This is a genomic window from Rhodoferax sp. AJA081-3 (assembly GCF_017798165.1).
GTDB lineage: Bacteria > Pseudomonadota > Gammaproteobacteria > Burkholderiales > Burkholderiaceae_C > Allorhodoferax.
In genome coordinates, this window is record NZ_CP059068.1 from 2,722,060 (window position 1) to 2,740,203 (window position 18,144).

Below are 18,144 nucleotides of genomic sequence, written 5' to 3' on the forward strand. Positions count from 1 at the left end.
CAACGCCACAGTACTTTTCCGGAGAGCAGCATGAACATGCAAGATTTCGCCCCGCTGATGTTTGGCGGACTGATTGTCATCATGCTGATCGGTTTTCCGGTTGCTTTCTCGTTGTCGGCGCTCGGCTTGCTTTGCGGTTTCATTGCCATCGCGATGGGCTGGTTTCCAGCCGCCTTCATGGCCAACCTGCCGCTGAACGTCTTTGGCATCTTGTCCAACGAGTTGTTGCTTGCGATTCCCTTCTTCACCTTGATGGGTTCGATTCTCGAAAAGTGCGGTCTGGCCGGAGACATGCTCGATTCCATGGGGCAACTGTTTGGCCCGATGCGCGGCGGGCTGGGTTACTCTGTCATCATTGTTGGCTTCATTCTGGGAGCCATCACAGGCACTGTAGCTGGACAGGTCATTGCCATGGCCATGATTTCACTGCCAGTGATGATGCGTTACGGCTACAACATGCGCTACGCCACGGGCGTGCTGGCAGCATCTGGAACCATAACCCAGCTGGTGCCGCCTTCGCTGGTGTTGGTGGTGATGGCAGACCAGCTAGGCCGCTCTGTCGGCGACATGTACAAGGGCGCTTGGGGGCCATCCATCCTGCAGGTCGTGATTTTTGCGCTTTACACCTTTTTCCTGACGCGTTTCCGCCCGACCTATCTGCCGGGTGTTCCCGCGGAGGCGCGTACGCTCGGCGGCTGGGCCTTGTGGAAGAAGTGCCTGCGAGGGATCATCCCCTCTGCCATTCTGATCTTTGCCGTGCTTGGCAGCATGGGTGGTTTGCCAGGCATTAACACCGCCATTGCAACGCCGACAGAAGCCGGGGCCATGGGTGCGGTCGGCGCATTTATTCTGGCCGCCATTCACAGGCGTCTTTCGTGGGATCTGATCAAGGACGGCATGACCGGCACCATGCGTATTACCGCCATGGTGGTGTTTATCCTGATTGGTTCACGTGTCTTCTCGCTGGTGTTCCAGGGCGTTGATGGTGGGATCTGGATTGAACACCTGTTGACCGGCCTGCCTGGCGGTCAGATCGGGTTCCTGATCGTTGTCAACGTCTTCATTTTCTTTCTGGCGTTTTTTCTCGACTTCTTCGAAATAGCCTTCATCATCCTACCAATGCTTGGCCCGGTAGCCGACAAGATGGGAATCGACATGATCTGGTTTGGTGTGCTGCTTTGCGTCAATATGCAAACCAGTTTCATGCATCCGCCTTTCGGTTTTGCGCTGTTTTACTTACGAGGAATTTCCGATACGCTGTTCAAGTCCGGTGCCATCCCGGACAAGGTGAAGTCACGAGACATTTACCTGGGTGCCATTCCTTGGGTTCTGCTTCAATTGCTGTTGGTCGTCATTGTTATTTTTGTTCCCCAGACGGTGACAATCTTCCTCGACAAAGAAGAGAAGGTCGACATCGACAAGGTTCAGATCGAGATGCCGGCGCAGGAAGAGTTCAACGCCATGGATGATCAAAGAAACGTCGAAGAACTGTTTAAAAGCGCCTCCAAGTCAGACGCGGCGTCTGGCGCACCGGCAGCCACAGACAATGCTCGGAAATAACATGTCACCAGCTTCCGCAACTATGGATGAAGTGGCAGAAGGCGCCGCCTTTCCCATGGCTGTAAAGATACTGGCGAGCCTTTTCATGGCCGCGCTGCTGTACTGGGGAACTCGGGCGGCCCACCAGATCATCGGGACAGGCTGGTCCATCCACGCGGCATTGTTCATGGCGGTGACTTTTTCTGTCATCGCGTTTTGCTATTACTGGATCTTGCAGAGCCGTACCATGATTGACGAGAACTGCATTCACCAGAGCTGGATGTGGTCCAAGCGGGTCGCTTTGGCGGATATCAGTCAGATCAAGTTCGTTTACGTGCCTTACCTGCAATGGTTGATTGCACCGCGCTTGATTGTTCGTGCCCGAGGTCGGGGTTTGTTTGTGTTCCATGCCGCCGACAACAGGGTGCTGCAGAAGTTTGCGCATCTTAGTCTCGGCGGCGCATTTTTTACGGGCACGACAACGACCGGGTTGGATACTGCTGATGCCCGGAAGTCTGCCAAAGACTAGTTTTTCCTTGTGGCTGGCTGTAAGGCCGAACATGAGGCCGAGGCAGGCTTCCTTCACCGCGACCCGCAAAACCAGTACCGCACCACGTTCGGACAGAGGGGCGGCCCGTGTCGGTACTTCGTTCAGACGTGCCGTAGGAGATAGCATTCAAAACTGGAGGCGGAGCTAACCCGCTCGTTGCAAGCGATCCTGCAGCTTCTGCTGTGTGCGCAATCGGCGTGGTGCAGGTACTTTCTGCATTTTCAGATCGCTGTTCATCGCGGCTGCGCGGACCAGAACGTGCTGAGGGCCAGAAGCAGCAGGGGTCTTGCGGCTGTTACTTGAACCGCCGGGAGAGTTGTACACCTAGAAGTTCGTTCAACACAGCAGAGTGTACGGTTAGCATTGGCGAAACCGATGGCGCATCACAATTGTTATTGGTCCTGGGTATAAGCATTGCATCCGTGCGTGTTTAGCGCCGCTACGCGCGCATTCATTTCAACTTAGCCGACATCGCTGGGAAGGCGGATCTCCACGTAATACCGTAGGGTCTCCTTTACCCAGGTGTCTGAAAGAAGAGTTCATGATTGACAAGAAGAAACTGCTGTCACCCGAGCTGATAGCCATCGCCACCGGCAACCCTGCCGCAATTGCCAACCGCTGCACGAGCGCAGACCATCGCTTGGCTTGCCAGTTGCTGGGCCTGACGGTCGGCTTATTCGGTCTGAGCTTGCAAGTGCATGCGGCAGGCGGACACCATGCGGTGGATGACGCCGCCATTCTCGCGCCGGGTCAGTGTCAACTTGAAACATGGTTCGACCGGGACAGCCACGGCGCACGCTCGCTCATCCACATCGGCCCAGCCTGTCGCGTGGGTCCGGTCGAGCTGGGCCTAAATCTGGATAACACACACGTGACCGACATAGGCGCCACCACCGCGGTAGGCCCGCAGATCAAATGGGCGCACCAGCTTACGGAGGCATTGAGCGCCGGGGTGGTGTTTGGAGCCAACTGGCAAGATCGGTCGCCGAGCTTCGTAGCCAGCACCGTGGTGTTCCCGTTGACTTGGGCTGCGAGTGAGACCGTGACCATCCACGTCAATGTCGGCCGCGATTTTCGCCGTGGTGGTGAACCAGACACCGATCGCGCGGGCGCGGCACTGGAATGGGCGCCAGTGCCAGCGTGGACCTTTGTGGCGGAGCGTTTCCGTGAAAGCAATATGGACCACTGGCGCGCGGGTGTGCGCTATGTGTTGAGCCAGAACGCCAGCATTGATCTCAGTCGGGCCAAAGGACTCCATGGAAGCGAGCCCGCCTGGTGGACGGTGGGGCTGAGCTGGGCCTTTGCCCGCTGAGCGAACGCGACCGCTACAACCAGCGAGCGCGCTTGAATTTCCAGTAGAGGAAAGAACACGCCACCGCCATGACGCCCAGTGCCATGGCGTAGCCATATTTCCACTTCAACTCCGGCATGTTCTCGAAGTTCATGCCCCAGACACCGGCAAGCGCGGTCCATATTGCAAAGATACTGGCCCATGCCGCCAGACGTTTGGTGACCTCGTTTTCTTCAATCGTGGCCATGGCCAGATTCACCTGGATGGCCGTGCCTATCGTGTCGCGCATGGTGTCGATCAGCGAATTGATGCGCGACAGATGGTCCATCACGTCGCGAAAGTAATCCTGTACCCCGAGGCAGATACTGGGAACCCTGCCTCCAGAAAGCTTGCTGGTTCCCTCCAACAAGGGGGCCACCGCGTGCTTGAGAACCATCACGCGGCCCTTGAGTTCATACAGGCGTTCGATGTTGGAACGTGCCATTTTTTTGGTAAAAATGTCCTTTTCGATCAACTCCAGCTCGGTCTCGAACCCATCAATGATGGGGAAGTAGCGGTCCACCACCGAGTCCATCAGCGCATAGAGTACAAAACCAGAGCCGTGGCGCAGCAGTTCAGGCTCCCGTTCACACCGGGCTCGCACACCCAGGAAGCCCTGCTGGCTGCGATTGCGTACCGAGAGCACGTAGTTACTACCGGTGAAGATGTTGACTTCGCCGATGTTGAGTTCGCTGGGCTTGTCCGGCACAACCAGCGGTTCGATGAGGTGCAACACGGTAAACAGTGAAGCTCCGTATTCCTCGACTTTTGGGCGTTGGTGGCCATGCCGGGCGTCCTCGACTGCCAGTTCATGCAGTGCGAACTCTTCCCGCATTTCTTCAAGCTCTTCCGGCGTGGCGTCTTGCAAGGCGACCCAGACGAAGGTGTCTGGTTTGGCAATGTAGTCGCTGATTTCGCTGACGGGTATGTCGGCGAGCTTGGTGCCATGTTGATAGACGACACAGTTGATCAACATCTCAGTGCTCCGTGGATTGTTGAAATCTCGGATTTTGACATTGATTTTTGACAGAAACTCAGACTCCCGCCGTGCCACGCGGACAAAGACATGCTCGGCGATCAGTCCCTCGAATGCCGTGATCCCGCTTATGAGGATCTATGTTGGTGAAGATGGCAGCAGTGCAAGCTGCCATTGCGGTATTTACACGAACAAAAGCGTGCCAATCTTGGGTGACCTTGTACTAGCTTGTAGAGCTTGTGCGATACCCAAATACCAATTGCTGAGCGTGAACTTATCGGTAGTACCAATGATCCTAAGAAGGCCAAAAAGGGTGTGTCCGACTCCGGTCGACTTGGTTTATCTGTCTCAAACACATAGTCACGAAAGTCCGCTTTCAGGCGCCGAGTCGGCGGTGGTCTAATTCCGCTTTGGGTCGGAACCGGCTGTACGCGGAGCTCGTCAAAGGATTGCAACCGGCGGTTAGCGAATACCACAGCGGGGGTTGGAATCAGCAACTGCAGAATATGCACTCTGTCATCGTTAGCTCACTGCTGAACCTGTGACCTGACCTGTGGTGTCAAGCAGCTTACTCCGACGGCAAGACCCATAGTTAAAAAAAGCGGGGGTCTTTGCGAGTTCTGTCCTTTGACCCCGGGCCATCGTTTAGGAACTCTTCATCGATCGCGTGCGTGCGGGTTTTATCCCGGAGTCCGCGACAGATTGTTCCACTTGATACCGCTGCTCGACTCGCCCCATGAAGTCACCGAGTGGGTATTGCAACCCCTCTGCCAAACGCAATAGGACGCTAATCGTAGGCTGTTTGCTACCCACTTCTATCAAAGAAATATAGGGTCGATCCAGCTGGCAGATCCCCGCCAAATCCTCTTGCGTAAAGCCCAGTTCCTGGCGGCGAAGTTTGATCTCCGTCGCCAAGGCGCTGATTAAAGGCTGATTCTTGCTGGGCCGCATATGGCCCTACTATTTCTGTTATGTATACTTTAGACACGTGTCTATAGACAGCTAAATGCCGCTTTTGGCCGATTTCCATGGAGTGCCGCTACGGAGTGGTCGCTGCTCCAGCTGAGATGTATTCAACAGAACTAAGAGGCCGGTATGAAAGACTCCTTAATACTGACAACATTCGCCTGCATGGTGCTACTTGTTGGGGCGTGCAGCATGCAAGCAAAACCGACTCCAGAAGAAGTTGCAGGCGTCGTAGCGAAACGATTTCAGAAGCTTGGCATCCGGTTCGTGGACTTGACTGTCTCTGATCTGAACTGCGCCTACGAATCCCCAAAGTGGCGGTGCACGTTCACAAATTCCGCGAGGGATCTGGATTTCTCCAAGTCCGATTCAACCGGCAAAGAGGTCTACAACGACAAATTGACCGTCACCCCCAACGTCCAGTTGACTCTGATCAAAGGCGATGGGGGATGGATGGAAACGCGTTGACAGCGGGGAAACGCAGTCCAACTCTCCAGCTCGCTCAAAAGCCTATTCAACTCCCGGAGACCCTCATGGATCTGAACTGCCCGAAATGCCATAGCGAAAACACCCAGCGCCTTTCCCAAGCATTTGAAAACGGGCTCTCCCACATCAATACAGCGACCAAGGGCGTCGGCATCGGTGTCGGCCCCGATGGCATTGGCGTTGGAGTGGGTGGTGCCAAGACATCCGGGACTTCCCAGACGGCCGCATCCCAGCGCGCTGCACCACCGGCCAAGATGAAATACCTCTACCCCCTTATCGGCATCTTCGTGATGGCCCTGGTCGGCGTGCTGGTGGCCGGCATCATCTGGAAGCCCTTGGGTTTCTTCGCACAACTGTTCTGGGTCGTAGGTTCCATTGCCTACATCTACCGTGCCTACCAGTTCAACGCAAAGACCTGGCCCCTACTATTCCAGGATTGGCAAAACACTTACGTATGCAAGAGGTGCGACCACGCCTTTCTAGTGAACTGACCCATATCGGGATTGTTAGCGTGATGGGCCTTGCTATGCCCCACGTTGAGATTGCGTTGTCGAACTGTTCAATCTAAAAACCAAGGGTGCTTTGCCGCTTGCTCATGGCCGCATGTTTGCATGTGTGATTTGCGCCCCACTCTGAGCTCCTACTCATCAAGCCCTGCGCCGATTTGTTGATCCGCGCAGGGCTTGCTGCTGCGCGTTGTCTAAGCAATAGGTGACCGTTTATGGTATCCCTCTAGCCGGCTCGGATTCTCCAGGTGACCATTTGTGGGGAACCCCCATATCGAGGGACTATTGCTTCACACAAAACGCAATCCAGCGTGCTGTGAATGGATGGGTTTAACCATCACGCCTTTTGGAGCAAAACCATGAGCGAGCAATCCAAGTCCACAGATGCTGGCAGTGATACACCCATTGCAGAAGTCACTGTCCCAGACGATTTTCCGCGCGATCCATTTCCGGCCGCACTGTCCGGTACCCAGGCCAAGTTCGCAGCACGTCTGATTGATGGGAGATACGTAGTCGGCCTGACACCGGATGAGCGGGCCGAGCGCTACCTTGGTTGCCTTGACCTGGTCGACCAACTCACCGCCTACGTCAACAGAAAAGCGCTAGAGAAGCCGGAGCTTACGCAGTCCGTTGTATTGGACAGCCTGGTCAGCCGTATGCCCCATCAGGGATGGAACTTGGGAAATGCAGAGCTGGCATGGATGGAGAAACATCTGCGAGCCCGGTTCTCGATCGCGACGATCGTTTCTGACTTGCTCGATCTCTGACCCAACGCCGAGCCGGCGAAGTCCCACCCATCTCTCCTTGGAGCGCGTATGCAAAATCGAATCATCGCCTTGGACGCAGACGGCGTCCTGCTGGACTACAACCTAGGGTACGCCGCCGCCTGGAAGCGAGCTTTCGGCATCTATCCAAAAGAAGTAGACCCAAATGCCTATTGGGCACAGGACCGCTGGGATGTCGAGCAACTGGATGGCGATCGGCTTGAACACTTTCGGGCGAGCTTTGATGAAACGTTCTGGGAGTCCCTATATGCATTGCCCGGCGCCATCCAGGCTTGCAAGGATTTGAAGTCCGCCGGATACCTCTTGGTTTGTGTCACTGCTCTAACAGGACGGTTCGTCGCGGCGCGTAAGCGCAACCTCCAGCAACTGGGATTCCCAATCGAAACTGTCATTGCAACCGGTAAATACGCTGAGGGCAAGAGTCCCAAGGCTGTTGCCCTGAATCTCCTAAGCCCAGCAGTATTTGTGGACGACTACTTGCCTTACATGGCCGGCGTGCGTCCTGGCATTCACCGGGCGCTCATCACCCGCGATCCCAACGGCTCGCCGAATGCCGGTGCGGCTTTGCAATCCGTCGCGTCCAAACACAACAACCTTAGAGAATTCAGCGACTGGTGGTTGTCGACTGCGACGGTTTAGAGACGAATTGCCAATACAACCCTGCTTAGAAACTACTCACCATGAATGAACGCAAAGTCTCGATGCCACGGCTGTCCCTTTGGCTGGTGCGCCTGATTGCTAGCGACCAGGTGCAAAGGCGCATGGTGCTGGACCCCATGCTCTTCGCCAGCTGGTATGCCATGGGATCAGACCTGTTGGACTGGCCGGAAGCGGCCCAAGCCATACAACTGGACCAGCGCGCCAGAAAACTCTCCCTGGAACGCGCCCTGAGACTATTGGGCCAACTGGGCAAGGGAAACGCAAGCACCCATGCCAGCCTCCAGGAGGCAAGGCTGCTGGTGGAAGGTTATGCCCTGCACGACTGGGCAACGTCCAACTGGAGAGAGTTCACCGAGCTGGCAAGTAATCGCGCCGCCCAGCTCGGCTCCTCCTTCGAGGACTTGTTGAAGAAATTTGAGGACTCCACGACCTTGCGCATGACAGAGCTTTGCAAGGTGCTCAACCTCACTGCGGTCGAGGAGAAGGTACTGGTGCTGGCCTTCACCTGCGCCATTTACAGCGACTTTGGTGCTTTCCTGGTCCAGTTGATGAAGGAGCGTCGCTCGAACATGGCCCAAACATGGTGTGCCATGCTGGACTGCTCCGAAGAAGAGTTGCGCATGGCACTGTCAAACGCCGGAATCCTGCGCACCAGCCGGATTCTCCGGGGCCAAGGAAAGGACAACCAACTACCCAGGGTCTCCGACTTCTGGGTGGAACTCCTGACGGACCCTCTGGAAAGCGTGTTCGACAGCCTGTTGAAACCTATGGTTACCGCTCCGGGTGCTGGCATACCGGCCCGCATGGCACCAGAAGACTTCCAACTGGCGGTAGACATCCTGCGCAATGGAGCAGAGAAGGACACCCTGGGTGTCAATCTCCTGCTGTACGGTGCCCATTCCATTGAAAAGCGCTCCCTGCTGGGTGAGCTGCTGGGCCAGGCCCAGCTGGTCGGATACGTGTTCCAGGACTTTGACAATGCCTACGGGGAATTGCCATGCATAGCCTTTGTGGCACAGCGCGTTCTCTGTATGGTCGCTTTGGACCCGGCGCTGTCCTGGTGATCGAGAAACCCGGGGATGTCCTGGAACGCAGGCCGTCAGAGTTCCTACGAAACATCCTGGGCATCGAACTCGACAGTAGCCATATCGCACCCTTGGACCAGCTTCTGCTGGATACCAATCCGGCCCCCACGGTCTGGACCGGACCCGGATCCGACAGCCTGGTGGACGAATGTGTGGCGCGCTTTGTCTTCCACGCAGCACTGATGAAGGCCGGCAGGGAGGAGCGGCGTACCCAGATGGAAAACCTGGTGACCGACCTCAAGCTCTACAAGGCCACCAAGGCCGACATCCTGGCGCTGGAAGACGTGTCTGCCAAGCAGATAGAGGCGGCAGTGCGTGCCTCCAAACTCAGCGGCGCCGCCAACAAACGAGAGCGAGAAAACGCCATGGTGCGGGCCGTGCGGCGCTCGCTGGCCGCCATGCAGCGGGACACCTTGCCCAAGGCAAAGGAATGCGTGACCGAATACTCACTTGAATACATCAACCATGCCGGGAGATTCGGGCCAGCCCAGATTCTGCAGGCTCTCAAACTCCGGCCCAAAGGCTCCTTGTGTCTCTATGGTCCACCGGGCACGGGGAAGACGCAATTTGTGGAGTACCTGGCGCAGCAAATGGGCAAACGCCTGATCAGCAAGCGCGCTTCCGATTTGCTGTCCAAATGGTTGGGTGACAACGAACGGAACCTGGCTGCCATGTTCCAGGAGGCCGAAGAGGAAGAAGCCATCCTTTTCCTGGACGAGGGGGACAGTTTCCTGCGTGACCGTAGTCTGGCCAACCACTCCTGGGAAGTGACCACGGTCAACGAGCTGCTGCAGGGCATGGAGCGTTTCCCGGGGGTATTCATAGTGGCGACCAATCTGTTCCGCGGACTGGACACGGCCGCATTGCGTCGGTTCACCTTCAAGCTGGAGATGAGGGCCTTGAGCCCTGAGCAGCGCTGGAGCATGTTTGTCAGCGAGACCGGCATCAAGAAAACCCTGGCCGAGATAGCGAGGACCCAGAAGGACAGTTGGAAGGCAGACCTGTACCAAATGCACCAGCTTGCTGCTGGGGACTTTGCCACGGTCAAACGGCAGTGCATCCTGCTGGGTGAGACCTTGTCACCCGATCAGTGGATTGAGCAGTTGCAGATCGAGTGTGACATCAAGCGCGAGTCGCAGACGCGAGAAGCCTCGGAGACCGCGCCGCCGCCAGCGGGTGCAAAGACTCCCGCCAAGCTGGTCCATTGAAGAATCGGAGCCAACCATGACTGCCAAGTGCCTAAAGCGCATGCGTCCCGCAAATTGGTCAACGACGGTCGATAGCCGCCTGCGCGTGGCCATTCCACCTGGCGCAACACCTTGGAAGGTTGGACAACGCGTGTACTGGCTGTTTCACCCGGATCGGCCTGGCTCTGCCGTCGTTTCGGTCAACCCGCGCGGCACGCTGCGCAGTGGCCATTACGTTTCCACGGCGGTTCAGCGTACTCGCTTGCGCGGACAAAAGTGGTCAGGTGCAAAAAGGGTCAAGTCCAGGACTTACCTTTCCGTCTGAGGCATGTGCGCGTCAACGGGGGCTCCTCCCCTGAGCATTGAGGAGATGAAGCCATGAGCCGAAGCAGAAGGAAGACGCCTATCTTCGGTATGACAGGTGCGAAGTCCGAGAGGCGGGACAAACAGACCTGGCACTCGCGCATGCGTTCCCTGGTAAGGACGGTCTTGACGGCGATACCGCTCGCGCAATTGGATGGGTATGTAGCCCCAATTGAAAATGAAGTCGGCAGTGTTTGGGAAATGGCCAAGGACGGAAAACACTACTTCCGCTCAGACCGGCAGGATGCTGTAGCAACCAGATTCTCCAGAAAGGGCAAGACGGCCATTGAGCGGCAATCGTTGAAGATCAGGTTGCTCAGGAAGTGGGCAACCAAATAACGCACGTTGGTGGGTTCAAAAAAGTGACCGCCAAAAATTGGAAATCACTGCTTGGCGAACCACTTCACTCGGACTGTGGGAAGTCCAACTGGATGGCGCTATCGTCCAAAAGGAGTCTGCTTGTCAGGGATCAAAAACCGTGTCCGAGCAATGAACCATAAGCGTTCCGCGCTGAACCATAACCGCTCCGCCCCTGCCGTCAGCATTTGACAGAAACTGCGTCAAATATGCGGAATTGCGCAAGCAATCGCCGTAGTCATGCAACTGCATGCACGGGATTGCGTCTTTGTGAGTGAAGCATAACCATGCCGCACTCAAAATGAAGCATAACCGTTCCGAAACGGCAAGGTTATGGGTGTAGGGACAATGTGACACGTTGAGAAGTGTCAAATTGGTGCGGCTGGCGGGGATCGAACCCACGACCCTTGGCTTCGGAGGCCAATACTCTATCCACTGAGCTACAGCCGCACGGCTGAATCAAACAACACCCGGTATTTTCGCACATCGCCAACCGGTTCCTCGCGCCGTCGACTAGGGCCTGACGGTGTTGACCTGCAATGCAATGCCGTTTGCCCCCACTTTGACGGTCTGCACCGCTGAAACCAGGTCACCCGGCTCGGCCTGGGCCATGCCCGATTTGGAAATACGGGCCTCGATTTCTACCGTGCTCGCACCCGAGATACGCGCCTGCGGGCTCATGGCCAACGAGTCATCCAGCGTGAATTTCAGCGGTAGACTGGTCGCAGGGGCACGCAAGACAGCCACCGGCATACGGGTGCCCGGCACGCGGGCGATCACCATCACCGTGTCACCGGGTGCGGCCTTGGCTTTTAACGCGGGGTCCAGCTCCACCACGCCGCTGACACTGCCCGTCGGCGCGGCAGGCTGGGCTGGTGAGGCCGCTGGCTGGGGCGCCACCTTGCCGGTTGCAGCATAGGCAGCTTCGATGGCCTGCTGCAGCATGCGGGCGTCGTCAGAGCCGGGTTCGACCTGGGGCACCAGGCGCTCCCAGATACGCAGCGCCACATCAAACTGGTTAGCGCGAAACGCCGCAGTGCCGGACAACCACAGTGCCATGGCGTTTTGGGGATCAACCCGCAGCGCTTTTTCCAACAATTGCGCCGGTTTGCCAGAAAAGTTTCCGTTTGCATTGGTGGCGGCCACGTCGGCGTAGATGGCCAGCAGCTGCGCATCGTTGTCCAGGAAGGCGCCTGCGCGCACAAACGCCTGCTCAGCCTCCGCATTGCGGCCCAACATCTTGTACGAGCGCGCCAGCATGGTCCAACCCTGCAGGTTGTCGGGGTCTGTCTCAAGCTTCATCGCCAAATTGGCGACCAAGCGATCCATGTCTTGCGGTGTGGCAGCGCGTTGTGGGCCATTGTCCGGGTCCAGTGTGGCCGGACTACCCAGCAACAGGTAAAGCGCCGCGGCTGCGATGGGTAGCAGCAGGCCCACAACCAGCATGGTTTTCTTGGGGGTGCGCACGGTCGCGGTGTCGTCCGCGTCCTGGGTGTCGTCAATGACGCGGCGTTGCAGTTCGGCGCGGGCCTGCTGGTAGTCTGCCTCTGCAATCATGTTGTCCGTGCGGTCACTCTCCAGCCGAACGGCCTGGTCACGGTAAATGGCGGCGTTGAGCTGGCGGCGAGACACCTGCGCGCCGGATTTCTTCCACCAAAACGGCCTGAACAACAGGGCCAGGACCAGCACCAATGCCAGTGCCCCGGCAACCAAAAAACCTGTCATTTCTCGCCTTCCTTTAGCAGCGCTTCGGCGCGCTTGCTTTCTTCTTCTGTCAATCCGGTACTGGCTGCCACCTCGGAATTGCGCCGCCGCAAATACACAAACAGGGCCACCAGCCCCGCCAGCATCAAGCCGAAGGGGCCTAGCCACAACAACCAGGTGCTGGGCTTCACCGGTGGGCGGTAGAGCACAAAGTCACCATAACGGCTGACCATGAATTCGCGGATCTCGGCATCGGTCTTGCCCTGCTTGATCAGGTTGCGCAGTTCGCGGCGCAGGTCCATGGCCAGATCGGCGCGGGAGCCCGCCAGGGATTCGTTTTGGCACACCAGGCACCGCAGCTCTTCCGAGATGGCGATCAGCCGCTGCTCCACCACCGGGTCTTCAGCCAGCAGGACCGCGTCCTTGGCAAAGACACCGGTGCACGCCACCAGCAACAACACCCATGCGTAGAAATATTTCACGATTTCTTCAACTCGTTGATGAGGGGAATGATGGTGTCACGCATCGCCTCAGCCGTGATCGGGCCGATGTGTTTGTAGCGGATGACACCGGCCTTGTCGATGACATAACTCTCGGGCACGCCATACACCCCGTAGTCGATGCCGACCCGGCCGTCTGCATCAAACACGGTGATGTCATACGGGTTGCCCGTGCGTTTGAGAACACCCAGTGCGTCTTTGCGCTGGTCTTTATAGTCCAGCCCAATCAGCGGGGCCACCTTGGCACGCGCAAACTCCATCAGCACCGGGTGCTCCTGGCGGCAGGCCACACACCAGGAGGCCCACACGTTGAACAGCCAGACCTTGCCTTTCATGTCCTCGGGCGAGAACTGTGCCTCGGGCTGCTCCAGTTGCGCAACCTTGAAAGCCGGGGCCGGTTTGTTGACCAGGGGCGAGGGCACCTCACGCGGGTCCAGCCCCAGGCCTACGGCTAAAAAGCCCACGAGCACCGCAAACAAGGCCAGCGGAATCAGTGTTTTTGCATTCATGCGGCAGCTCCCTTGGCAAGCGCCGCGTCCGATGCCGTGGCTTTGACCTTGAGGCGGTAGCGGCGGTCCAGCATGGCCAAAAATCCGCCCAGGGCCATCAGCACACAACCACCCCAGATCCAATCGACAAAGGGTTTGAAGTACACCCGCACCGCCCAGGCCTTGCCCTCCAGCGGCTCGCCCAATGACACATACACGTCGCGGGTGAAGCCGGAGTCAATGGCCGCTTCGGTCATGGGCATGGTGGACGAAAAGTAGTTGCGTTTCTCAGGGTGCAACACCTGCACGGATCCGCCGTTCTTGCTGACTTCAAAAGTGCCTTGTGCGGCGCTGTAGTTGGGGCCGGGCACATCCCGCACACCAACCATCTTGAACAGGTAACCACCCACGGTGACGGTATCACCCGGCTCCATGCGCACGTCCTGCTCTTGCTGAAAACCTCCGACCAGGGTTACGCCAAACACAAACACGGCAATGCCGAGGTGGCCCAAATGCATGCCCCAGAACGACGCCGGAGGAAGGCCGGATGTGAGCCTGCGCGCGATCTGGATCACACCCGATGCCGCAATCCACACTGCCAACGCAACACCCATACCGGTCAACATAGTCCAGCCGCCCATCACGCTGGGGACCAGGCCACCCGCCACCAGGGCCAGCACGCCCGGAATCCACATGCGCATCGCGATGTCCTTGATATCGGCCTGCTTCCAGCGCGCCAGGGGCACGGCCGCCATCAGAAACAAGACTGGCACCATGATGGGCACAAACACCGCGTTGAAATACGGCGGGCCGACGGAAATTTTGCCCAGGTGCATGGCATCGATGATCAGCGGGTACAAGGTGCCCAGCAATACGGATGCACAGGCCACCACCAGCAAGACATTGCCCACCAGCATCAGTGACTCACGTGAGACCAGCGCAAAGGTTCCGCCCAAGGCAACCTTGGGCGCGCGCCAGGCAAACAGCGCCAGCGACGAACCCACCACCACCACCAAGAGCACCAGAATAAAAACACCCCGCCGCGGATCGGTGGCAAACGCGTGCACCGACGTCAACACGCCGGAGCGCACCAAAAATGTCCCCAGCAAGGACAGCGAAAACGCGCCGATGGCCAACAGCACAGTCCAGCTCTTGAAGCTGCCACGCTTCTCCGTCACGGCCAGCGAATGCAGCAAAGCCGTGCCGAGCAACCAGGGCAAAAAGGATGCGTTCTCTACCGGGTCCCAGAACCACCAGCCACCCCAGCCCAGCTCGTAATACGCCCACCAGGAGCCCAGTGCAATGCCCAGGGTCAGGAAAGCCCAGGCCGCAGTCGTCCACGGGCGTGACCAGCGGGCCCAGGCGGCGTCCAGCCGGCCGGAGAGCAGCGCCGCAATGGCAAACGCAAACGCCACCGCAAAACCGACGTAGCCCATGTACAGCATGGGCGGGTGAAAGATCAGACCCGGGTCTTGCAGCAGCGGGTTCAGGTCGCGGCCGTTTTCCGCAGCGGGCAGCAGACGGTCGAAGGGGTTGGAGGTGAACAGCACAAACAACAACAGGCCCGCGGTAACAAGCCCCAGTACCCCGATGACACGGGCCACCATGGTGTCGTCCAAGGTGCGGGAGAACTGCGCCACGGCAAGTGTCCACCCCGACAGCATGAGCACCCAAAGCAACAGGGAACCTTCGTGCCCTCCCCACACCGCACCAAAGCGAAACAGCGTGGGCAACTGGGCATTGGAGTGGTTCGCCACGTACTGCACCGAGAAATCGTTGACGTAAAAACTCCAGGTCAATGCGGCAAAGGACGATGCCATCAGCAGGAACAGCACCTGCGCTGCAGGCCGGGCCAGCAGCATCCATTCACGGCGGCCGTAGTGGGCACCGGCCAATGGCAGCGTGCCTTGTACCAGGGCGACGCACAGGGCCAGGATGAGGGCAAACTGCCCGAGTTCTGGGGTCATGGTGTTGTGCTGCCTTTGCTCTGTTGTGCCTTGTCCAGGGCGTCTTTGGCCTCGGGCGGCATATAGTTTTCGTCGTGTTTGGCCAGCACTTCGGTGGCGATGTATTCACCGCCCGTGATCTGCTTGACCTGCACCACGGCGCCCTTGCCCTCTTTGAAGAGGTCCGGCAGGATGCCGGTGTAGGCCACCGGAATGTCTTGCACCATGTCGGTCATGGTGAAGTGCACGGTCAGGTTGTCGCGGCGGATGGAGCCCTCTTTGACCAGCCCCCCGATGCGAAAGGCCTGGGTCTTGGGCGCCTTGCCGGCCTTTACGTCGCTGGGGGTGACATACAGGGCGATGTTGCTGTTCAGGGCATTGAGGACCAGGGCGGCGGCGATTCCTACTGCGCACAATCCCCCGCCTATGATGGCGGCGCGTTTTTTCCAACGTTTCACGGGTTTTCCATTTCCAGTTTTTCGGCCGCGGTTTGCCGGCGCAGGGTGCGCACGGCCTGGCTATGACGCTGGCGTATCAACAAAGGTTCCACAACAAAGGCCAACAGGCAGGCGCCAAAGCTGCCCCATACATAGAGGGCGTAGCCGCCCATTGCAAAAAAATCTGCCGCAGAGTTCCAGTTCATGCTGCCACCTCCCGCGTCATTTCGGGCAACTGTTTGACCCATTCGGTGTGGGATTCCCGCTCCAGGATGATGGCGCGGACCCGGGTCAATGCCACGGCGATGGAATACATCCACAGGCACAGCGCCATCAGCAGCATGCCCCACAACATGGTCATGGCCATGGTGGGCGACTTGTTGATGGACACCGAGGCCCCCTGGTGCAGGGTGTTCCACCAGGTGACCGAGAAATAGATGATGGGCACATTGACCACGCCCACCAGGGCGAGAATCGCACCTGCCTTGTCGGCCCGCCGGGGGTCTTCTATGGATGCCTGCAGCGCGATGAAGCCCAGGTACAAAAAGAACAGGATCAGCTCAGACGTGAGCCTGGCATCCCACACCCACCAGGTGCCCCACATGGGCTTGCCCCAAAAGGCCCCCGTCCACAGCGACAGGAAGGCCATCAGTGCACCGGTGGGCGCCAGCGCCTGGGCCATCATGCTGGACAGGCGTGCATTGAGCGACAGGCCCATGGCAGCCCAGCCGGCCATGACCAGATAGATGAACATCGACATCCACGAGGTGGGCACGTGCACAAAGATGATGCGGTAGCCCTCACCCTGTGTGGCGTCGGTGGGTGCGACAAAAAACCCCATCCACAGACCGGCCGCGCCAAACAGGGCGGTCAGCACCCAGAACACGGGGATCATCTTGCCCGCCAGCGGGTAAAAGGTCTGGGGGCTGGCGAATCTGAACCAGTTTGTCAGTTGCTTGCTCATTCCAATGCGATCCTCAAGGCAGCCGTGGCGGCCCACGGTGCAAAAAACACAGACAGCGCCAGCAGGGCCGCCAGCAGGGACAAATGCCCGCCCGCGCCCAGCCCGGCAATATGGGACTCCACAGCCCCGGCGCCAAAAATCAATACCGGCACAAACAGCGGCAGCACCAGCAGGCTCAGCAAGACACCGCCACCGCGCACACCCAGTGTCAGCGCAGCACCAATGGCGCCAATCAGCGAGAGCACCGGTGTGCCCAGCAGCAGGGCCAGCACCAACACGCCCAAGGCTCCGGCATCCAGATCAAACTGCAGGCCCAGCACCGGCGCCATCAGCACCAGCGGCAGGCCGCTGACCAGCCAGTGGGCCGCAATTTTGCCAACAACCAGACCCACCAGAGGGCTTGGGGAGATTGCCATCTGCTCCAGGGTGCCGTCGGCATGGTCGGCCGCAAACATGCGCTGCAGTGCCAGCATGGTGGCCAGCAAGGCGCCCACCCACAACACGCCGGGTGCGATTTTGCGCAGCAGGCCCGGCTCTGGCCCTATGCCCAAGGGGAACAGGCTGCTGACGATGACAAAAAAGAACAGTGCCGTCAGCACCTCACTCTTGCGCCGCACCACAACCAGCAGGTCGCGCTGCACAACGGCCAGTATCGCGCTCACAACTGCACCACCAATCCGCCGGCGATGGGCATGGTTTGGTGGCTGGTCAGCACCGCCATGCCACCACCGGCTAGGTGTTCAGTGATCAGGGTGGCCAGCAGGTCCACGGCTTTGGTGTCCAGCGCGGTAAAGGGCTCATCCAGTATCCACAGCCTGGCCTTGCGGGTGGCCAGGCGGGCCAGCATCACGCGACGCTTTTGCCCGGCCGACAACACGCGTATCGGCAAATCTTCGCGACCGCGCAGGCCCATGCGGTAGAGCGCGGCCAGCGCCTGGGTTTCGGGCAGTGCGGCGCCATCCATGGCGGCGGCAAAGCGCAGGTTTTCCAATGCGCTGAGGTCTTCCTTGACAGCGCCCTGGTGGCCAAAAAATAAGAAATGCCGGCGGTAATCGGATTCGGTCGACTGAATGGGGTGACCGCACCAGCGGACCTCACCTTCGGCGGGGAGCGCCAACCCGGCCAGCAGGCGCAACAAACTGGTTTTGCCGGCGCCGTTTTCGCCCCGCACGTGCAGCCACTGTCCCGCATCCACGGCGAGGTCCAGTTGGGCAAACAGTCGGCGTTCGCCGCGCACGCAGCTCAGACCGTGTGCACTCAGCATGAAACGAATTTGGAAGTCAATTTGGAGGACGCCTTGCCCGGGCTGTGTGGC

21 protein-coding genes and 1 tRNA gene are annotated in these 18,144 nt (G+C 58.6%); 10 read left to right on the forward strand and 12 right to left on the reverse strand.

Translation table 11 applies throughout. The annotated features are described in order from the left end of the window. The first annotated feature begins 30 nt into the window (after nucleotides 1-30). From HZ993_RS12795 to HZ993_RS12805, 3 genes are all read left to right on the forward strand, one after another. Nucleotides 31-1,560, forward strand: coding sequence for a TRAP transporter large permease subunit (locus HZ993_RS12795; protein ID WP_209393132.1), 1,530 nt, complete (start codon nucleotides 31-33; stop codon nucleotides 1,558-1,560). A gap of 1 nt (nucleotide 1,561) precedes the next feature. Beyond that, nucleotides 1,562-2,068 (forward strand): hypothetical protein, encoded by a 507-nt coding sequence (locus HZ993_RS12800; RefSeq protein ID WP_209393133.1) that lies wholly within the window; start codon nucleotides 1,562-1,564, stop codon nucleotides 2,066-2,068. A 562-nt stretch (nucleotides 2,069-2,630) separates the two neighbouring features. After that, nucleotides 2,631-3,401 carry a hypothetical protein gene (locus HZ993_RS12805; protein WP_209393134.1) on the forward strand — a complete coding sequence of 257 codons (771 nt, stop codon included), beginning with the start codon at nucleotides 2,631-2,633 and terminating at the stop codon, nucleotides 3,399-3,401. A gap of 13 nt (nucleotides 3,402-3,414) precedes the next feature. Here HZ993_RS12805 and HZ993_RS12810 read toward each other — a convergent pair whose 3' ends face one another. Beyond that, complete coding sequence (locus HZ993_RS12810; RefSeq protein WP_209393135.1) at nucleotides 3,415-4,395, reverse strand: magnesium and cobalt transport protein CorA; 981 nt, start codon at nucleotides 4,393-4,395, stop codon at nucleotides 3,415-3,417. 645 nt (nucleotides 4,396-5,040) lie between these two features. Then, nucleotides 5,041-5,346 (reverse strand): helix-turn-helix domain-containing protein, encoded by a 306-nt coding sequence (locus HZ993_RS12815; RefSeq protein WP_209393136.1) that lies wholly within the window; start codon nucleotides 5,344-5,346, stop codon nucleotides 5,041-5,043. Between the two features lie 144 nt (nucleotides 5,347-5,490). Between HZ993_RS12815 and HZ993_RS12820 the strand changes: the two genes are divergently transcribed. The 7 genes from HZ993_RS12820 (at nucleotide 5,491) to HZ993_RS12850 (ending at nucleotide 10,772) form a co-directional block, all read left to right on the forward strand. Then, nucleotides 5,491-5,829 (forward strand): hypothetical protein, encoded by a 339-nt coding sequence (locus HZ993_RS12820; protein WP_209393137.1) that lies wholly within the window; start codon nucleotides 5,491-5,493, stop codon nucleotides 5,827-5,829. 65 nt (nucleotides 5,830-5,894) lie between these two features. After that, entirely contained in the window at nucleotides 5,895-6,338 is a 444-nt protein-coding gene (locus tag HZ993_RS12825; protein WP_209393138.1) for a hypothetical protein, read from the forward strand. Nucleotides 6,339-6,712: 374 nt separating this feature from the next. Beyond that, entirely contained in the window at nucleotides 6,713-7,120 is a 408-nt protein-coding gene (locus tag HZ993_RS12830) for a hypothetical protein (protein ID WP_209393139.1), read from the forward strand. A 48-nt stretch (nucleotides 7,121-7,168) separates the two neighbouring features. After that, the gene (locus tag HZ993_RS12835) at nucleotides 7,169-7,777 is read left to right on the forward strand and encodes an HAD family hydrolase (RefSeq protein ID WP_209393140.1); all 609 of its coding nucleotides are present in this window, start codon (nucleotides 7,169-7,171) and stop codon (nucleotides 7,775-7,777) included. A gap of 41 nt (nucleotides 7,778-7,818) precedes the next feature. Beyond that, nucleotides 7,819-8,862, forward strand: a complete 1,044-nt coding sequence (locus HZ993_RS12840; protein WP_209393141.1) for a hypothetical protein — start codon at nucleotides 7,819-7,821, stop codon at nucleotides 8,860-8,862. After that, a complete protein-coding gene (locus HZ993_RS12845) occupies nucleotides 8,859-10,091 on the forward strand; it encodes an AAA family ATPase (protein ID WP_209393142.1) in 1,233 nt (410 codons plus the stop codon). The genes HZ993_RS12840 and HZ993_RS12845 overlap by 4 nt, the downstream gene beginning before the upstream one ends. 357 nt (nucleotides 10,092-10,448) lie before the next feature. Next, nucleotides 10,449-10,772, forward strand: a complete 324-nt coding sequence (locus HZ993_RS12850) for a hypothetical protein (RefSeq protein WP_209393143.1) — start codon at nucleotides 10,449-10,451, stop codon at nucleotides 10,770-10,772. Between the two features lie 392 nt (nucleotides 10,773-11,164). On the opposite strand, the gene HZ993_RS12855 is transcribed toward HZ993_RS12850, so the two are convergent. The 10 genes from HZ993_RS12855 to ccmA all read right to left on the reverse strand — a co-directional run bounded on the left by HZ993_RS12855 (nucleotide 11,165) and on the right by ccmA (nucleotide 18,093). Next, nucleotides 11,165-11,240, reverse strand: a tRNA-Arg gene (locus tag HZ993_RS12855). Between the two features lie 63 nt (nucleotides 11,241-11,303). Next, entirely contained in the window at nucleotides 11,304-12,515 is a 1,212-nt protein-coding gene (gene ccmI / locus HZ993_RS12860) for a c-type cytochrome biogenesis protein CcmI (protein WP_209393144.1), read from the reverse strand. Continuing rightward, complete coding sequence (locus HZ993_RS12865; RefSeq protein WP_209393145.1) at nucleotides 12,512-12,976, reverse strand: cytochrome c-type biogenesis protein; 465 nt, start codon at nucleotides 12,974-12,976, stop codon at nucleotides 12,512-12,514. Before HZ993_RS12865 ends, ccmI begins: the two co-directional genes overlap by 4 nt. Continuing rightward, complete coding sequence (locus HZ993_RS12870) at nucleotides 12,973-13,503, reverse strand: DsbE family thiol:disulfide interchange protein (protein WP_209393146.1); 531 nt, start codon at nucleotides 13,501-13,503, stop codon at nucleotides 12,973-12,975. Before HZ993_RS12870 ends, HZ993_RS12865 begins: the two co-directional genes overlap by 4 nt. Next, nucleotides 13,500-15,449 (reverse strand): heme lyase CcmF/NrfE family subunit, encoded by a 1,950-nt coding sequence (locus tag HZ993_RS12875; RefSeq protein ID WP_209393147.1) that lies wholly within the window; start codon nucleotides 15,447-15,449, stop codon nucleotides 13,500-13,502. The genes HZ993_RS12870 and HZ993_RS12875 overlap by 4 nt, the downstream gene beginning before the upstream one ends. Then, a complete protein-coding gene (ccmE, locus tag HZ993_RS12880; RefSeq protein ID WP_209393148.1) occupies nucleotides 15,446-15,886 on the reverse strand; it encodes a cytochrome c maturation protein CcmE in 441 nt (146 codons plus the stop codon). The genes HZ993_RS12875 and ccmE overlap by 4 nt, the downstream gene beginning before the upstream one ends. Then, on the reverse strand, nucleotides 15,883-16,071 hold the full coding sequence (gene ccmD / locus HZ993_RS12885) for a heme exporter protein CcmD (protein WP_209393149.1): 189 nt from the start codon (nucleotides 16,069-16,071) through the stop codon (nucleotides 15,883-15,885). The genes ccmE and ccmD overlap by 4 nt, the downstream gene beginning before the upstream one ends. Then, nucleotides 16,068-16,829, reverse strand: a complete 762-nt coding sequence (ccmC, locus tag HZ993_RS12890) for a heme ABC transporter permease CcmC (protein WP_209393150.1) — start codon at nucleotides 16,827-16,829, stop codon at nucleotides 16,068-16,070. The genes ccmD and ccmC overlap by 4 nt, the downstream gene beginning before the upstream one ends. Beyond that, a complete protein-coding gene (ccmB, locus tag HZ993_RS12895) occupies nucleotides 16,826-17,491 on the reverse strand; it encodes a heme exporter protein CcmB (RefSeq protein ID WP_209393151.1) in 666 nt (221 codons plus the stop codon). Before ccmB ends, ccmC begins: the two co-directional genes overlap by 4 nt. Beyond that, nucleotides 17,488-18,093, reverse strand: coding sequence for a cytochrome c biogenesis heme-transporting ATPase CcmA (gene ccmA / locus HZ993_RS12900; RefSeq protein WP_209393152.1), 606 nt, complete (start codon nucleotides 18,091-18,093; stop codon nucleotides 17,488-17,490). Before ccmA ends, ccmB begins: the two co-directional genes overlap by 4 nt. Nucleotides 18,094-18,144 lie beyond the last annotated feature (51 nt).

Bases quoted from the DNA above. Each gene is read 5' to 3' on its own strand.
- HZ993_RS12795 (WP_209393132.1), top strand. From the start codon at position 31: ATGAACATGCAAGATTTCGCCCCGCTGATGTTTGGCGGACTGATTGTC.
- HZ993_RS12800 (WP_209393133.1), top strand. From the start codon at position 1,562: ATGTCACCAGCTTCCGCAACTATGGATGAAGTGGCAGAAGGCGCCGCC.
- HZ993_RS12805 (WP_209393134.1), top strand. From the start codon at position 2,631: ATGATTGACAAGAAGAAACTGCTGTCACCCGAGCTGATAGCCATCGCC.
- HZ993_RS12810 (WP_209393135.1), bottom strand. From the start codon at position 4,395: ATGTTGATCAACTGTGTCGTCTATCAACATGGCACCAAGCTCGCCGAC.
- HZ993_RS12815 (WP_209393136.1), bottom strand. From the start codon at position 5,346: ATGCGGCCCAGCAAGAATCAGCCTTTAATCAGCGCCTTGGCGACGGAG.
- HZ993_RS12820 (WP_209393137.1), top strand. From the start codon at position 5,491: ATGAAAGACTCCTTAATACTGACAACATTCGCCTGCATGGTGCTACTT.
- HZ993_RS12825 (WP_209393138.1), top strand. From the start codon at position 5,895: ATGGATCTGAACTGCCCGAAATGCCATAGCGAAAACACCCAGCGCCTT.
- HZ993_RS12830 (WP_209393139.1), top strand. From the start codon at position 6,713: ATGAGCGAGCAATCCAAGTCCACAGATGCTGGCAGTGATACACCCATT.
- HZ993_RS12835 (WP_209393140.1), top strand. From the start codon at position 7,169: ATGCAAAATCGAATCATCGCCTTGGACGCAGACGGCGTCCTGCTGGAC.
- HZ993_RS12840 (WP_209393141.1), top strand. From the start codon at position 7,819: ATGAATGAACGCAAAGTCTCGATGCCACGGCTGTCCCTTTGGCTGGTG.
- HZ993_RS12850 (WP_209393143.1), top strand. From the start codon at position 10,449: ATGAGCCGAAGCAGAAGGAAGACGCCTATCTTCGGTATGACAGGTGCG.
- ccmI (WP_209393144.1), bottom strand. From the start codon at position 12,515: ATGACAGGTTTTTTGGTTGCCGGGGCACTGGCATTGGTGCTGGTCCTG.
- HZ993_RS12870 (WP_209393146.1), bottom strand. From the start codon at position 13,503: ATGAATGCAAAAACACTGATTCCGCTGGCCTTGTTTGCGGTGCTCGTG.
- HZ993_RS12875 (WP_209393147.1), bottom strand. From the start codon at position 15,449: ATGACCCCAGAACTCGGGCAGTTTGCCCTCATCCTGGCCCTGTGCGTC.
- ccmD (WP_209393149.1), bottom strand. From the start codon at position 16,071: ATGAACTGGAACTCTGCGGCAGATTTTTTTGCAATGGGCGGCTACGCC.
- ccmC (WP_209393150.1), bottom strand. From the start codon at position 16,829: ATGAGCAAGCAACTGACAAACTGGTTCAGATTCGCCAGCCCCCAGACC.
- ccmA (WP_209393152.1), bottom strand. From the start codon at position 18,093: ATGCTGAGTGCACACGGTCTGAGCTGCGTGCGCGGCGAACGCCGACTG.